The sequence below is a fragment of the Bradyrhizobium sp. DOA1 genome (assembly GCF_001593325.1).
Lineage (GTDB): Bacteria > Pseudomonadota > Alphaproteobacteria > Rhizobiales > Xanthobacteraceae > Bradyrhizobium.
Window position 1 is genome coordinate 6,389,818 of record NZ_JXJM01000001.1, and the last position, 14,308, is coordinate 6,404,125.

Here is a 14,308-nt window from a genome sequence, read left to right on the forward strand (position 1 = left end):
CCCCACCAGGCCAGCGTCTCGAAATCCGGAAAGCCGGCCTCGATCGCGGTTTGTGTCTCCGGCAAAGCCGGCAGCCGCTCGCGGCCGAGCTGCAGGATCGGCCGCAGCATGTTGGTGCCGAGTTGGGCCGCCACCAGCGCCGCCGATCCCGCGATCAGATCGACATGGCCGCCGAGCACGTCGTTCATCGCCGGACCGCCGCCGCGATAGGGCACGTGCATGATCTCGACGCCCGCCTTGCTGCCGAGCACCGTCATGGCGAGATGGCCGAGCGTGCCGATGCCGACGGAGGCGTATTTCACCGCGCCGGGCGTCGCCTTGCACGCGGCGACCACGTCGGCGAAGCTCTTGTAGGGCCGGCCGGCGCCGGCGGCGATCACGTAAGGCGCTGTGCCGATCAGCAGGACCGGCATCAGCTCGCGTTCGACATCGACCGGCGGCTTGTCGAGGATGGACGGGATCACCGCATGGGAATCGAACGTCACCAGGAAGTTCGAGCCGTCCGCTGGGCCCTTGGCGACCTGCGCCGCGCCGAGCGCACCGGCAGCGCCCGACTTGTTCTCGACCACGACGATGCGATTGAGCTTTGTCTGGAGGCTGGCCTGCAACAGCCGCGCCATCGCATCAGTCGAGCCGCCCGGCGGGAACGGCACGACGAGCGTAATCTTGCCGGCCTGGGCCATCGCCGGCGTCAATGCGAGAATGGCCGGTGCGGCCAGCAGCGTGCGTCGTGTGATCGTCACAGTCCCCTCCCTTTTGTGATGCGCCCGGCTTTTGCTCTTTGGCGCCAAAGCATGCGGAAAAGTGTGCAGCGGTTTTCCGCAAGGATCATGCTCAAAAACATAGCCTAAGCGCGAAGCGCTTAGGTCGTACCGAAACCCGACCCTGCTTTCTTGTATTCTGGCCGTGGTGGACTGAAAATGTCCAGCACCCGCGCCCCGTCGGGGCCGGCGCGCATGGTGTGCGGCACATTGCCCGGCGTTCGCCAGAAATCGCCTTTTTTCACCGCGATTTCCTCGCCGCCCTGGACGCGGATGGCGGAGCCGTCGAGCAGCACGCCCCATTGCTCCTCGGGATGATGGTGCAGCGTGCCCTGTGCATGCGGCGCCAGCGTCACCACCGACAGCATCGCCTGCTCGCCGGAGAAGATGCGCGTGGTCACACCCGCGGCAAGCTCCCGGAAGAGGCCGTCGTCGGGATTGTCGATGTTGTGGAATTCTTCCTTCTGGCTCACGTCATCCTCTCCTTCGTTTCTCTGATCAGGACTTGCCGTAAGCGCCCTGGTAACGGCCCTCGCGGATCGCCTTCAGCGTCTCCTCCTCGCGCGCGACCTGGACGCGGACCGCCTCCAACAGCGCGGCGGCACCGGCGGCGGGAAACGACACCACACCGTCCTCGTCGCCGACGACGATGTCGCCGGGCGAGATCACGCTGCCGCCGATCGTCACCGGCACATTGATCTCGCCCGGACCGTTCTTGTAGGGGCCGCGGTGGATCACGGCGCGGGCGTAGCAGGGAAAGTCGTCGGCAGCGAATGCCGCGACATCGCGAATGGCGCCATCGATGACGTAGCCTTCGGCCTTGCGCCATTGCGCGATGTTCTTCATGATCTCGCCGATCAGCGCGCGCGTCTCGTCGCCGCCGCCGTCGACGACAATGACGTCACCGGGACCGACCAGCTCGAGCGCGCGATGAATGGCGAGATTGTCGCCGGGACGGGTGCGCACGGTGAAGGCCGTCCCCACCAGCGCGCCGCCGCGGTGATAGGGTTTGAGCCCCACTGCACCAGGCAGGCGCGCGAGATTGTCCGAGATGACCGAGGTCGGCGCGCCGCGAAAGCCCGCGATGATGTCGGCCGGCGGCTTCGGCACGCTGTTGGTTGCGATGGTGATCGTCATGTCCAAGGAATCCTTTCGTGACTTTTCTTATTCAGCGTGCGCCCGCGCCTTCGACGGCAAAATCCGGAAGGCGCGCCCCTCCTTCATCCATGTCGCGCGCTCGTCGCGCAACAGGGTGCGGCGGACCTTACCGGAATCATCGCGCGGCGGGGCGCCGACGATCTCGAAACTCTCGGGGTGCTTGTAGCGGCTGAGCCTGTCCTTCAAGAACTCCGCCATGCCGTCGGCGATGACCTGGCCGTCCGCATCCGGCTCCGGCTCGATGATGGCGTGCACGCGCTGGCCCAATTCCGGATCGGGCAATCCCACCACGACGCAGGAGCGCACGCCGGGAGCCTCGGACACCGCGGCCTCGACCTCGGCCGGATAGATGTTGGCGCCGCCACGCAGCACCATGTCGGCGAGGCGGTCGCCGAGATAGAGATAGCCTTCGGCGTCCAGCCGGCCGATATCGCCGAGCGATTCCCAGCCATCACTGCGGCGCTTCGGATCGGCACCGAGATAATGATAGGTCGCGTCCTTGCCGTCATTGTTGAGGAAATAGATCTCGCCGGTCTCGCCAGGCGCGACGTCGTTGCCGTCCTCGCCGATGATGCGAAGCTTCGCCATGTCGCCGATCTTGCCGACCGAGCCCTTATGCGTCAGCCATTCCGTGCCTGAGATGATGCAGGCGCCCTGGCGCTCGGTGCCGCCATAGAGCTCCCAGATCCGCTCAGGCCCGAGCCAGGCGATCCAGTTCTCCTTGAGCCAGGGCGGCATCGGAGCCGCCATGTGGAAGACCGTCTGCAGGCTCGACAAATCGTAGCCATTGCGCACGCGCTCCGGCAGCGCCCAGATCCGGTGCATCATGGTCGGCACGAAATTGACCCATTGCACGCGCTCGCGCTCGATCTGCCGCAGCGTCTCCTCGGCGTCGAACTTGGTGAGGCCGGTGAGCTGGCCGCCGACAAAGAGCGCGTAGTGCGACACGATGAACGGCGCGTTGTGGTAGAGCGGACCGGGATTGAGCAGCGAGACGCCGACGGGAATGTTGAGCGGCGGCACGGCCGCCGTATCGGTCACCGCCGGGTGATGGTCGAGGATCACCTTGGGCCGGCCGGTCGAGCCGCCCGAGGTCATGGCCTTCCAATAGCGCGCCACCGGCGGATCGAGCGGTTCATCCGAGAATCCCTCCGGCACGAAATCGGCGGGCAAGCGGTTCGGCGCGTTCCAGTCGGCCTCGCCGCCGACCACCAGCGCCGGCTTGAGGATGTCGAGCACGGCGGCGGCTTCGCCGCGCGGCAAGCGCCATGACAGCGAGGTCGGCGTCGCCCCGCACTTCCACACTGCAAAGGAGGTCTCGAAAAACGCGTTGCCGTTGGGCAATCCGATCGCGACGAAGTCGCCGGGCTTGACGCCCTTGGCCATGAACGCCCGCGCGCGCCGGTTGGCACCACGCTCGAGCTCGTCCCATGTCAGCGTGTCCTGCCCGTGACGGACGGCGATCGTGCCATGTGGTTTGCGTTGAGCGTACCAGCGCGGCACGTCGGACAGGGGCAGCAGCATCAGGCGTTTCCACTTCGTCTTCTTGGCGCCGCCTCACGATGAGGCGTCTCGCGGGACGAACTGTAACAGGCGGAGCCAGCCCTTCAAGAGATTGCCTCAAGAGACGCGCATCAGCGCTCCGCGCCGCAGCCCGGACTGTCGAACAGCGCGGCTAACCCGCAGGCCGAGGTCAGCATCTTGTCGCCGTCATGGCCGACGCCTGCGACGTCCCAGACCCTGTGATGGGGCGTGCCGTGGTTGCGCTTGGCCATCACATCCGCATAGGCGTGGCCGCGGGCGTAACGCGTAGCGCCTTGCGCCTCGGCCATGCAGCTCTTGTCGAGCGCGGGATGCTTCGGATTGGTGTCCAGGGTGCCGAGCAGATAGACCACCTCGCGCTCGACATAGCGCTGCTCGAGCGTATCAGGCGCGACGTTCGCAACATAGGGCGGCCGCTCGTCCATGCCGTATTTCCAATTGTTGTAGCCCGGACAGGATTTGGCGATCGCGGGCAGCGGACGCTCGGCAGTGAAATAGGCGTAGGACGAAGGATTGGCGACGACGTAACGGACATCGATGTGCTGGCGCGACAGCGCCATCTCGCCCTTGCCGGCGATGGCGTAGCGCTGCGCGACCTGGCCGCCACCTGAATGACCGGCGACCACGACCTGCTTCAGGTTCGGGAAGATGCGCCGGTCGGAGAGCTTTGCCAGGATCGCATCGAGCGCCTCGAACGAGGAGACCGGATTGGGCCCGAGCGCGGCCTCGCCGCCCTCCCAGCCCTCTAGAGACCAGCGCAGCATGTCGGCCGGCAGCTTGTGCGCCTCGATGTCGATCTCTGCCAAGAATTGCGGCACGATCATGAGTGCGTGCTTGCCATCGTCGCCCGCGGCGACCTGCGCGGTGTGGGCCGAGAGATAATAATCGTCGGCATTGCGCAGCCGTCCGTGCAGCACGATGATCGCGCGCGAGATCGCCGGCAGCGGCAGCGACCAGTCGCTGGAAAGATACAGCGGCAGAATGCCCTGGCCGCCGACGGAGAGCCGCGTATCGGCAATCGCCCTCACCGGCTTGTGGTTGGGTGCAGCTTCGTCCGCCGCGAGGGCATCGCCGCAGATCAGCATCAGCGCGATTGCGACGAGGCCGGCGAGCGCACGCATGAGAGACATTCCCCTTCGAATTTAAATCGATAAAAGTCTAAGCGCACTCTCGTCGCGCGGCTGTGACTCCTGCGCCACGTCAAGCAAAAAATGTCAGCATTCCAGCCATGAAATTCCCGAGTTCCACGGGTGACAAGCCGGCAATAAAGGGGCAAAAATCAGACTCGACTCAGGGCGGGTTGAGTCTCGTAAGGAATGCTCTCGTAAATGTCGGTTATAGTTGCATCGCGTCGTGCGGCGCCACTTCTCGTTGCTGCGGCAGGATTTTTTCTGCTGACGGTGCCGCATGCCCAGGCGCAATGGTGGAAGCGCGCCCCTGTCGACTTCGAATCCTGCGCCGACGCCGCTGAAAGATCCCCGAGCAAGGCCGAGAAGACCGCGGCGCTTGCCGATTGCAACGCCAAGTTCGCCGGGCGCCGCAAGCCGGGCGGCGGCTATTCCTATTACGATTTCCTCCAGGATCGCAGCTTCGACATCGCCGGGCCGAACCCGACGCCGGAGGAGCAGAAGAAGATCGACGAAGCCTACACCGCCTACCTCGCCCGAGAGCGGCGCAACAACGAAGCCGCGCAAGCCACCGCGCGCCAGCAGCGCGAGCAGCAGGAACGACAGGCACAGCAACTCCAGCAGCTCCAGCAGGTCGCGCTACGGACCGACGTCGCGCGCGTGCCACTCCCGGTCGAGCGGCCGAAGGTGCAGCAGACCGTGGCCCAGCGGAAAGGCGCGCCCTGCACCAAGGGCGCCTTCTCCTGCGAATGGCCGCGCCTGTCGGAAAGCCTGAACGATCTGAAGAAGCTGTTCAGCCCGACGCCGAGCAAGCCGGCGAAGAAGGGCTGAGCTGCTGAGCTGTGTTTTGCTCCGCTGACGCTGCACACTCCGCGGTCGTCCCGGCTAAGAAGAGTGGGTTTCAGTTCGCCCGCTTCTTCTTGCTGTGCGTCGGCTTGACCACCGTCGCTGGCGCCGTCGGCATCGCGCCCAGCTGCGACCTGCTCTCCTGCAATCGCCTGTCATAGCCGGGCGAGTTCATCACCGTCGGCGGCCTAGCGTAAGCGAGCGTCGATGCGGCGCAGACAGCGATCAGCGCAAGACCGGTCATCAGGCTACGTTTCATCGCGCTTCTCCATCGAAAGTGCTAGCCGCGAATTTGCTGCGGCGTCAGACCGGGCGGACCCTTGCCGGCGACCTCGGCTTCCTTGATCAGCGCAACAATGCGGCGCATCAGCGGCACATCGACATTGTTCTGCTCGGCCAGGCCGATGACCGCGCCCTGGAGATAGTCGATCTCGGTCCTGCGGCCCTGCTTCAGATCCTGCCACATCGAGGAGCGCGCCTCCGGATCAATCTTCATCGTGCGTCCCAGGATCGCATTGAAGATCGTGTCCGGCAGCCGCAGCAGGGCCGGCGTCCAGCCCATTGGAATCGGCGTTGCCGAGATCGGGGCGATGCCGGCGGCCTTCAGCGCGGCCAGCCCCTCCGCCATCTGGTCGGCGAACAGCCTTCGCCAGTCGCGGCTCGCCAGCTGCGCGGCGAGCGGCATGTCGGACAGCGCGCTGAGTGCATTGTTCAGATTGATGATCAGCTTGCCCCATTGCACGCCGATGATGTCGCGGCTCGCACGCATCGCAAGGCCCGGCGCCGACAGCGCGAGCGCCGTGCTTGCCTCGTCCTCACCAATATGGATGTCACCGGAGGTCGAGCGGTGGAAACGGCCCTCGCCCATCGCGATCACGTTGAAGGGCACCATGCCGGCGAGCACGCGGCGGCCGTCGAGGCGCTCGCGCAGCACCGCGACATTGCCGACGCCGTTTTGCAGGGACACGATGACGGCATCCCGTGGCGCATGCTGCGCGATCTGGTCCGCGACATCTGCGGTATCGGCACTCTTCACCGTCACCAGCACGATGCCGGCGCTGTGGAAGATCGAAGTATCCTCCGACAATGCGACTTGGCCCGCGCCGAGCCTCGTCTCCGAGCCGTTGAAATCGGTCAGCCGCAGGCCGAACCGCTCGATCTCGATCTTCACCCGCGGCCGCACCAGCAGCGCGACGCGGCGGCCCGAGGCCGCCAGCATGCCGCCGACGAAACAGCCGATGGCGCCGGCGCCGGCCACCACGATCGGTCGATCCGTAGACACTAACATTGCTCCCTGAACGTTCAGTCATCGATAGCAGAGGTCGGTTCGACTGCCCACCGGTTGCGATGCATCCGCCTTGTAACCGTCATGGGAGCCCCATATGTTTTCGCCCGGGGGGCAGACAGCGGCGAGCGCTCGCCGAACGAGACGCCAAAGGAGAGCACCATGGGTCTACTCGACGTCCTCAACGGCATGCAGAACGGACCGCGTGGTCCTAGCACGCCCAGCTCCGAGAAAACTTCCGGCGGCATGTCGCCGATGACCATGGCACTGCTCGGCCTGCTCGCCTGGAAGGCATTCAAGCATTTGACGGGGGGCCAGCCCGGCGCGGCGCCTGCCCCGCAGCAAAGGTCGCCACTGCCGCCTCCAACCCAGGCGAATGCAGGCGGCCCCGGCGGCGGTCTCAGCGATCTGCTCAAGGGCGGCCTCGGCGGCCTGCTCGCGGGCGGCGCGGCCGGTACCGTACTTAGCGGCGGGCTCGGCGATCTCCTCAATCAGCTCCAGCAGGGCGGCCAGGGCGAGACCGCGAATTCCTGGGTGGGCAAGGGCGAGAACAAGCCGATTGAACCCGGCGATCTCGCCAGCGCGCTCGGCGCCGACCAGATCGAGAGCCTGTCCGCGCAGAGCGGCCTGTCGCGCGACGAGCTGCTGTCCGGCCTCAGCCAGTATCTGCCGCAAGTGGTCGACCATCTGACGCCGGACGGACGGCTGCCGACCGACAACGAGCTCTCGGGCCGCATTTAAGTCTCGTCAAAAGGAGGGGAGCACTGTCATGAGCATGGGCGGCCTGTTGTGGATTATCGTCGTCGGCTTCATTGCCGGCCTCATCGCGCGCTGGCTCGCGCCGGGGCCGAACAATCCGAGCGGCTTCATCCTCACCACCATCCTCGGCATCGCCGGCGCGTTTCTGGCGACCTTCGTCGGCCAGTCCATCGGACATTACAGCCCCGACCAAGGCGCCGGCTTCATCACCGCCACCATCGGTGCCGTGGTGGTGCTGTTCATCTGGCACCGCCTGGTCGCGAGTGGGGTGATAAAAGGCTAGTGCTAGATCGCTAACGGATTGAGGCGCATTGCCTCCGCGTCGTCATGCCCGGGCTTGACCCGGGCATCCACGTCTTTCTATCGGCGCGACAACACGTCGATGGCCGGGTCAAGCCCGGCCATGACGTGGAGAGAGCGCGACGCCAAATCACGTGATCAAATGCATCCCCGCATCCATGCGCACGACCTCGCCGGTCATGTTGCTGGAGGCCGGCATCGCCAGGAAGCAGACGAGCTGGGCGATGTCTTCCGCAGATGAGGCGACCTTGAGCGGCACCTTCGCCACCACGCTGTCGCGCACCTGCTTGGCGCCGGCTTCGCCGCGGCCCTTGGTGAACCAGGGCGTATCGATGTAGCCGGGGCACACCGTGTTGACGCGGATCAGCGGCGCCAGCGCGCGCGACAGCGACAGGGTCATGGTGTTGAGCGCGCCCTTGCTCGCGGCATAGGCGATCGACGAGCCGACACCGCTGATGCCGGCGACCGAGGACACGTTGACGACGGCGGAGGGCCGCTCCGAAGCTTTCGCGCCGGCTTCGAGCAGGCTGCGCGCCGCGCGCACCATCTGGAACGGGCCGATGGTGTTGACGCCATATACGCGCTGGAAATCCTCCGCCGACAATCCGTCGAGATCGGCGTGCGCGACGTGCTTCGTGGTGCCGGCATTGTTGACGAGGACGTCGAGCCGGCCCCAGCCGCTGGCCGCCGCGACGATCTTGCGGCAATCGTCATCCTTGGAGACGTCGCCCTGCGCGACCAGGACTTCCGCGGCGCCTGCCTTGCGGCAGAGCTCCGCCGTGGCCTCGGCTTCCTTCTGGCTCGACGAATAGTTGATGACGAGCCGAGCCCCGCTCCGCGCGAGAATTTCCGCGGTCGCAGCACCGAGGCCAGACGCCGACCCCGTCACGATTGCGCACAGACTATCCTTGGCCATCCCAAATCCTTCCCCTGTCTCTTTGATCTCGGCGTCCTGTTTAGCGAGTTTGCCGCGCGCTGCAAATCGAGCAAACTCCGCTAAGCGGAATTAGCTGATCCCCCATGCCCGCGCCGCAGGTTGACCTGCGATCAACGCTTGTCAGGGCCATGGCTTTTTCCGATCATCGGGCGCAAGAAGAGCTTGCGCGCCAGCTCACGGAGCGGGGTGCGCCAATGGCAAAACACGGGGAACGCTGTGGCGGAGAGTGACAATATCATCGTCGAGACCGCGGAGAAGATCTTCGCCGATCTCGCCGATCCGCAGACCATCAACAACGACAGGAAGGATTCCTGGCAGGCGCCGCTGTGGCAAGCGCTGAGCGAATCCGGCCTGACGCTGTCCTGGGTGCCGGATGATCTCGGCGGCTCCGGCGCCAGCCTTGCCGACGGCTTTGCCCTTCTGAACGCGGCGGGCCGCTTTGCGGTTGCGGTCCCCCTGGCCGAGACCATGCTGGCGGGCTGGTTGCTGGCGCAGGCGAAGATCACATCGCCCGAAGGCGAGATGACCGTGCTGCCGGCTTCGCCGCGGGATCGCATCACGCTCGATGCCGAGGGCGCGCTCTCCGGCCGCGCACGCGGCGTGCCCTTTGCCAAGGCGGCGAAGCATTTTGCGGTGCTGGCGCACGGCAAGGACGGCGTTTCCATCGCGCTGGTCGATGCGAGCAAGGGCCGGATCGAAGCTGGGCTGAATGTCGGCTACGACCACAGCGACACTGTCACGCTCGACAAGGTGCAGCCCGTGGCGATCAAGCCGGCACCTGAGGGCTTCGACCAGACCAATTTGATGCTGATGGGCGGCGTCGCCCGCAGCCTCCAGATCGCCGGTGCGCTGGAATCCATGCTTGGCATCTCCGTGCGCTATTCCAACGAACGCGTCGCCTTCGAGAAGAAGATCTCGAAATTCCAGGCCGTGCAGCACAATCTCGCGCGCCTCGCCGGCGAATCCGCCGCAGCACTGGCGGCCGCAACGTCCGCGGCCGATGCGATCGCGAACGCAAAATCCTTCAACGACGAGGTCTATCTCGAAGCCGCCGCCGCAAAGATCCGCTGCGCGGAAGCGGCGGAAAAAGGCGGTGCCATCGCGCACCAGGTCCATGGCGCGATCGGCTTCACCATGGAGCACATCCTGCACCGCTATTCACTGCGGGCGCTTGCCTGGCGCGACGATTTCGGCTCGGAAAGCCACTGGGCTGTCGAGCTCGGCAAGCTCGTGGCAAATCGCGGCGCCGATGAATTGTGGCCGCTCGTGGCGTCGCGCTGATCCGGGAGAGAAACAATGACCGCTGCCCTCCGTTTCGATCCGATCCGTCTGCCCGAGAAGTGCGAGCAATTGCGCAAGGAAGTGCGTGCCTTCCTCGCCGAGGAGATCGCCGCCGGCACTTTCGATCCGCACAAGCCCAACCGCGAAGACATTGACGCGCCGGAATTTTCCCGGCGGGTCGGCGCCAAGGGCTGGCTCGGCATGACCTGGCCGAAAAAATACGGCGGCCAGGAGCGCTCCTTCCTCGAGCGCTACGTGGTGACCGAGGAGATGCGCGTCGCCAACGCGCCGACGCGGCGCTTCTTTGTCGCCGACCGCCAGAGCGGGCCGGTGCTGCTGAAATACGCGCCTGAAAACATCAAGATGGACATCCTGCCGCGCATCTGCCGCGGCGAGATCTGCTTTGCCATCGGCATGAGCGAGCCGAACTCCGGCTCCGACTTGTTCGCGGCGAAAACGCGCGCGACTAAAACCGACGGCGGCTATCTCATCAACGGCACCAAGATCTGGACCTCGTCGGCGCACATCGCCGACTACATGATCGCGATCTTCCGGACCTCGCCGCCGACCAAGGAAAACCGCCGGCACGGCCTCACCCAGTTCCTGGTCAAGATGAAGCAGCCGGGCATCCAGGTGAACCCGATCGGCCAGATCACGGGCCAGTACGAGTTCAACGAGGTCGTGTTCACTGACTTCTTCGTGCCCGACGACCACGTACTCGGCGAGGTCGACGGCGCCTGGAAGCAGGCGACGAGCGAGCTTGCCTATGAGCGCTCCGGTCCCGAACGCTTCCTCGAAACCTATTACGTGCTGACCGAGCTGGTCCGCGCGGTCGGCCCCAATCCGGATACGCGCAGCGCCGAGGGCATCGGGCGCCTCGTCGCGCAGCTCCACACCATGCGGCGCATGTCGGTCTCGGTCGCCGGCATGCTGGAGGCCGGCAAGGAGCCGGTGGTGGAGGCGTCCATCGTCAAGGACATCGGCACGGTCTGGGAGCAGCAGCTGCCGCATCGCGTGCGCGATCTCGCCGCCTTCGTCGAGGAGACCGCGACCAACCGCGAGACTTTGGAGCGGCAGCTCGACTTCGCCATCAAGACCGCGCCGAAACTCACCATCCAGGGCGGCACCACCGAAGTGCTGCGCGGCATCATCGCCCGCGGCTTGGGCCTGCGCTAATCAATCGAGGATCATCATGAGCACTTACAAAGATATCGGCGTGGAAAAGGTCGGGCATGTCGGCACCATCGAGATCCGCCGTCCGCCGCTGAACTTCTTCGACATCTCGCTGATCAATCAGATCGCAGATGCGCTCGACGAGTTCGACCGCGACATCGAGATCCGCGCTTCCGTGCTGTCGGCACAGGGCAAGGCGTTCTGCGCCGGCGCCAATTTCGGCGATCCGGCACGGCAGGAGCAGGAGGCGCGCGAGGCCGAGAAGAAGGGCGACCCGGCCGACAGTCTCGGCCCGATCAACCATCTCTACATCCAGGCCGTGCGCATCTTCCGCGCCAAGAAGCCCATCGTCGCGGCCGTGCAGGGCGCGGCCATCGGCGGCGGCCTCGGCCTTGCGGTATCCGCCGATTTCCGCGTCACCTGCCCCGAGGCGCGCTTCTCCGCGAACTTCACCAAGCTCGGCTTCCATCCCGGCTTCGGGCTGACCGTGACGCTGCCCGAGCTGATCGGCAAGAACAATGCCGAGCTGATGTTCTACACCAGCCGCCGCGTCACGGGCGAGGAAGCCTACAAATGGGGCCTCGCCAATGAGCTGGTGCCGCAGGACCAGGTCAAGGCGGCCGCCATGAAACTCGCCGGCGAGATCGCCGAATGCTCCCCGCTCGGCCTGCTCTCGACCCGCGCCACGATGCGCGCCAGCCTCGCCGACCGCGTCATGGCCGCGACCAATCACGAGCTCGCCGAGCAGACCCGCCTGCGCGCGACGGAAGATTTCAAGGAAGGCGTCAAGGCGACCGAAGAACGGCGCGTGGCGAATTTTAAGGGGCGTTGATCTTTTCCTTCCTTCTCCCCTTGTGGGAGAAGGTGGCGCGAAGCGCCGGATGAGGGGTTCTCTCCGCGCGCACTATGAAGAAGCGAATCGCGGAGGCAGACCCCTCACCCGTCTCGCCGCTTTGCGGCGAGCCACCCTCTCCCACAAGGGGAGAGGGTGCAGCGCAATCAGCTCACCCGGAACGTCACCCCGCCCAGCAAGAACTCATTCCCCGCGACCGCATGCCCTTTCGCCCGCGCGGCATGCAGCACGCGTGCGGCATCGCTCACCCGAAAATCCAGCGCGCTCATGATCTCGCTCGCACCGCTCACGAAGCGGAAGGTTGCGTTGGGCAGCTTCAATTCGGCGTCGCGCGCTGCAACACCGAGGATCCTGCCCCAATGCTCCGCAAGACCTTGCGGATCCGGGCTCTGCATCTCCACCGCCGTCAGCGCTCGCGTCACGTCCTTGCGGATGAATTTTTGCCAATCCGGTCCCGCCGGCGGATAGGCGCCGAGAATGTCGTCGCTGCCTTCGGTGTGATTGAACTCGATGAAGGCGGCGCGGCAGTCGCGAGGGTGGAGCTGCACGCCGTGATAGGGCGCGTGGTCGATAACATTGGCGGTGCGCACGCCGAGCGCATTGGCGTTGCGGCCGCGCTCGTCCGGATCGTTGCAGCAGAAGATCGCCATATAGCCGCCGCGGCCGCCGGTCTTCTCAATGAAGCGGCCGGCCGTGGTGCCGTCCTTGAACGGCGCGACGACCTCCAGCAGGATGGTGTCGACCGGGAGCAGCGCGTTCTCCAGGCCGTATTTAGCGACATTGCCATCGCGGTAGCAGACGGAAAGGCCCATGATCTCCGCGATGTCGGAGATGACGGGCTCGAGCTGCGGCGCGACCAGGCAGATCTGCCGCAGGCGCATGTAGGGCGCCATCGTCATGCGCCCTTGAAGGTCGGCTTGCGCTTCTCGACGAAAGCTTTCGCGGCCTCCTTGTGGTCCTCGGTGTCGCCGCAGCGGGTGTGATGGATCGCCTCGCCGTCGAAGCAATCCTCCAGCGCCAGATGCTCGGCATTGTTGATGTTGCGCTTGATGAAGCCGAGCGCGATCGACGGGCCCTGCGCCAGCGACAGCGCGAGCTCGTGGGCGGCGGTGTCGATCTCGGCGTCGGGCACGACCTTGGTCACCATGCCGATCGCATGCGCTTCTTTCGCGGTGAGCACCGGCGACATCAGGTAGAGCTCACGCGCCCGCGCGCTGCCGAGCAGCTGCGTCAGGAAGTAAGTGCCGCCGTAATCGCCGGAGAAGCCGACTTTTGCGAAAGCGGTCGTGATCTTGCAGGATTCGCTGGCGATGCGCAGATCGCAGGACAGCGCCATCGACAGACCGGCGCCGGCGGCTGCGCCATCGAGCTGCGCCACCACGGGCTTCGGCATCTGGTGCAGGATGCGCGAGACCTCCATGCCGCGGCGGAGATTTGCAAGCTTCTGCTCGAACGGCAGCGGTGCCCGTCCCTCCGCCATCGACTTGACGTCACCGCCGACGCAGAAGGAACCGCCGGCGCCCTTGAACAGCACCGCCCTCACCTCCGGATCGTCAGCCGCGCGCCGCGCCGCCTCGACCAGCCCGCGCACCATGTCCGGGTTGAGCGCATTCTTGCGCTCGGGCCGGTTCATCGTGATGGTGAGCAGCCCGCCTTCGAGCTTTTGCAGGACCATGTCGTTCATGGGGCGTCTCCCTTGTTGTTGTTTTGCTCCGTCATTCCGGAGCGCGACGAAGTCGCGAACCCGGAATCCATGTCTCAACCGTCACTGCCGCCCGATGGATCCCGGGTTCGCGCTCACGCGCGCCCCGGGATGACGCTTCGCGTCACTTCTTCACCAGCGAGCAGCGCGACTGCTCCAGCGGCTGGAACGCTTCGCTGCCGGGCACGGTGGCGAGCAGCTTGTAAGCGTCCCAACGGCCCTTGGATTCCGCCGGCTTCTTCACCTCGAACAGGTACATGTCGTGGATCATGCGGCCATCCTCGCGGATCTTGCCACCCTTGGCGAAGAAATCGTTGATCGGCGTCTCCTTCATCACCTTGATCACGGTCGCCGCATCCGTCGTGCCCGCCGCCTTCACGGCTTTCAGGTAATGGGTGATGGAGGAATAGACGCCCGCCTGCGCCGAGGTCGGCGGCCGCTTCATGCGTTCGGTGAAGCGCTTGGAGAAGGCGCGCGTGTCGTCATTGAGGTCCCAGTAGAACGCTTCGGCCAGCAGCAGACCCTGCGCGGTCTCCAGGCCGATCGAGTCGATGTCGGTGACGAAGGCGAGCAGCGGCGAGACC

17 protein-coding genes are annotated in these 14,308 nt (G+C 65.6%); 6 read left to right on the forward strand and 11 right to left on the reverse strand.

The annotated features are described in order from the left end of the window. From SE91_RS29555 to SE91_RS29575, 5 genes are all read right to left on the reverse strand, one after another. Positions 1-743 (reverse strand): tripartite tricarboxylate transporter substrate-binding protein (locus SE91_RS29555; RefSeq protein WP_061851399.1); only part of this gene is annotated, 743 nt, incomplete at its 3' end. A 119-nt stretch (positions 744-862) separates the two neighbouring features. Then, on the reverse strand, positions 863-1,234 hold the full coding sequence (locus SE91_RS29560) for a cupin domain-containing protein (RefSeq protein ID WP_061850161.1): 372 nt from the start codon (positions 1,232-1,234) through the stop codon (positions 863-865). A gap of 25 nt (positions 1,235-1,259) precedes the next feature. Next, on the reverse strand, positions 1,260-1,898 hold the full coding sequence (locus SE91_RS29565) for an RraA family protein (RefSeq protein ID WP_061850162.1): 639 nt from the start codon (positions 1,896-1,898) through the stop codon (positions 1,260-1,262). A 27-nt stretch (positions 1,899-1,925) separates the two neighbouring features. Then, positions 1,926-3,443, reverse strand: a complete 1,518-nt coding sequence (locus SE91_RS29570; protein WP_061850163.1) for an AMP-binding protein — start codon at positions 3,441-3,443, stop codon at positions 1,926-1,928. Between the two features lie 110 nt (positions 3,444-3,553). Beyond that, complete coding sequence (locus tag SE91_RS29575; protein WP_061850164.1) at positions 3,554-4,582, reverse strand: alpha/beta hydrolase; 1,029 nt, start codon at positions 4,580-4,582, stop codon at positions 3,554-3,556. A gap of 207 nt (positions 4,583-4,789) precedes the next feature. Between SE91_RS29575 and SE91_RS29580 the strand changes: the two genes are divergently transcribed. Further along, positions 4,790-5,419 (forward strand): hypothetical protein, encoded by a 630-nt coding sequence (locus SE91_RS29580; protein ID WP_061850165.1) that lies wholly within the window; start codon positions 4,790-4,792, stop codon positions 5,417-5,419. A 70-nt stretch (positions 5,420-5,489) separates the two neighbouring features. Here the strand turns inward: SE91_RS29580 and SE91_RS29585 are convergent, their stop codons facing one another. Further along, positions 5,490-5,693: a hypothetical protein gene (locus SE91_RS29585; protein WP_061850166.1), complete on the reverse strand. Its 204-nt coding sequence runs from the start codon at positions 5,691-5,693 to the stop codon at positions 5,490-5,492. A 21-nt stretch (positions 5,694-5,714) separates the two neighbouring features. Further along, positions 5,715-6,716: a 2-dehydropantoate 2-reductase gene (locus SE91_RS29590; RefSeq protein ID WP_061850167.1), complete on the reverse strand. Its 1,002-nt coding sequence runs from the start codon at positions 6,714-6,716 to the stop codon at positions 5,715-5,717. Positions 6,717-6,881: 165 nt separating this feature from the next. Here SE91_RS29590 and SE91_RS29595 point away from each other — a divergent pair, with 165 nt between their 5' ends. Both SE91_RS29595 and SE91_RS29600 read left to right on the forward strand, forming a co-directional pair. Further along, complete coding sequence (locus SE91_RS29595; RefSeq protein WP_061850168.1) at positions 6,882-7,460, forward strand: YidB family protein; 579 nt, start codon at positions 6,882-6,884, stop codon at positions 7,458-7,460. Between the two features lie 28 nt (positions 7,461-7,488). Further along, positions 7,489-7,761 (forward strand): GlsB/YeaQ/YmgE family stress response membrane protein, encoded by a 273-nt coding sequence (locus tag SE91_RS29600; RefSeq protein ID WP_193409756.1) that lies wholly within the window; start codon positions 7,489-7,491, stop codon positions 7,759-7,761. 147 nt (positions 7,762-7,908) lie between these two features. Here the strand turns inward: SE91_RS29600 and SE91_RS29605 are convergent, their stop codons facing one another. Continuing rightward, the gene (locus SE91_RS29605; RefSeq protein ID WP_061850169.1) at positions 7,909-8,694 is read right to left on the reverse strand and encodes an SDR family NAD(P)-dependent oxidoreductase; all 786 of its coding nucleotides are present in this window, start codon (positions 8,692-8,694) and stop codon (positions 7,909-7,911) included. 237 nt (positions 8,695-8,931) lie between these two features. Here SE91_RS29605 and SE91_RS29610 point away from each other — a divergent pair, with 237 nt between their 5' ends. The 3 genes from SE91_RS29610 to SE91_RS29620 are packed head-to-tail and all read left to right on the forward strand — an operon-like array spanning position 8,932 to position 12,001. Beyond that, on the forward strand, positions 8,932-9,996 hold the full coding sequence (locus SE91_RS29610) for an acyl-CoA dehydrogenase family protein (protein ID WP_061850170.1): 1,065 nt from the start codon (positions 8,932-8,934) through the stop codon (positions 9,994-9,996). A gap of 15 nt (positions 9,997-10,011) precedes the next feature. Further along, the gene (locus tag SE91_RS29615; RefSeq protein WP_061850171.1) at positions 10,012-11,172 is read left to right on the forward strand and encodes an acyl-CoA dehydrogenase family protein; all 1,161 of its coding nucleotides are present in this window, start codon (positions 10,012-10,014) and stop codon (positions 11,170-11,172) included. Between the two features lie 16 nt (positions 11,173-11,188). Beyond that, positions 11,189-12,001, forward strand: coding sequence for an enoyl-CoA hydratase/isomerase family protein (locus SE91_RS29620; RefSeq protein WP_061850172.1), 813 nt, complete (start codon positions 11,189-11,191; stop codon positions 11,999-12,001). 167 nt (positions 12,002-12,168) lie between these two features. Here SE91_RS29620 and SE91_RS29625 read toward each other — a convergent pair whose 3' ends face one another. From SE91_RS29625 to SE91_RS29635, 3 genes are all read right to left on the reverse strand, one after another. Next, positions 12,169-12,915 carry a VOC family protein gene (locus tag SE91_RS29625; RefSeq protein WP_061851400.1) on the reverse strand — a complete coding sequence of 249 codons (747 nt, stop codon included), beginning with the start codon at positions 12,913-12,915 and terminating at the stop codon, positions 12,169-12,171. Positions 12,916-12,917: 2 nt separating this feature from the next. Then, complete coding sequence (locus SE91_RS29630; RefSeq protein ID WP_008542284.1) at positions 12,918-13,706, reverse strand: enoyl-CoA hydratase; 789 nt, start codon at positions 13,704-13,706, stop codon at positions 12,918-12,920. Positions 13,707-13,848: 142 nt separating this feature from the next. Continuing rightward, positions 13,849-14,308: ABC transporter substrate-binding protein (locus SE91_RS29635; protein WP_156490070.1), on the reverse strand; the 460-nt coding region annotated here is incomplete at its 5' end.

Excerpts from the sequence above, each read along its gene's own strand:
- SE91_RS29565 (WP_061850162.1), bottom strand. The coding sequence starts at position 1,898 with ATGACGATCACCATCGCAACCAACAGCGTGCCGAAGCCGCCGGCCGAC.
- SE91_RS29570 (WP_061850163.1), bottom strand. The coding sequence starts at position 3,443 with ATGCTGCTGCCCCTGTCCGACGTGCCGCGCTGGTACGCTCAACGCAAA.
- SE91_RS29575 (WP_061850164.1), bottom strand. The coding sequence starts at position 4,582 with ATGCGTGCGCTCGCCGGCCTCGTCGCAATCGCGCTGATGCTGATCTGC.
- SE91_RS29580 (WP_061850165.1), top strand. The coding sequence starts at position 4,790 with ATGTCGGTTATAGTTGCATCGCGTCGTGCGGCGCCACTTCTCGTTGCT.
- SE91_RS29585 (WP_061850166.1), bottom strand. The coding sequence starts at position 5,693 with ATGAAACGTAGCCTGATGACCGGTCTTGCGCTGATCGCTGTCTGCGCC.
- SE91_RS29595 (WP_061850168.1), top strand. The coding sequence starts at position 6,882 with ATGGGTCTACTCGACGTCCTCAACGGCATGCAGAACGGACCGCGTGGT.
- SE91_RS29600 (WP_193409756.1), top strand. The coding sequence starts at position 7,489 with ATGAGCATGGGCGGCCTGTTGTGGATTATCGTCGTCGGCTTCATTGCC.
- SE91_RS29605 (WP_061850169.1), bottom strand. The coding sequence starts at position 8,694 with ATGGCCAAGGATAGTCTGTGCGCAATCGTGACGGGGTCGGCGTCTGGC.
- SE91_RS29615 (WP_061850171.1), top strand. The coding sequence starts at position 10,012 with ATGACCGCTGCCCTCCGTTTCGATCCGATCCGTCTGCCCGAGAAGTGC.
- SE91_RS29620 (WP_061850172.1), top strand. The coding sequence starts at position 11,189 with ATGAGCACTTACAAAGATATCGGCGTGGAAAAGGTCGGGCATGTCGGC.
- SE91_RS29625 (WP_061851400.1), bottom strand. The coding sequence starts at position 12,915 with ATGGCGCCCTACATGCGCCTGCGGCAGATCTGCCTGGTCGCGCCGCAG.
- SE91_RS29630 (WP_008542284.1), bottom strand. The coding sequence starts at position 13,706 with ATGAACGACATGGTCCTGCAAAAGCTCGAAGGCGGGCTGCTCACCATC.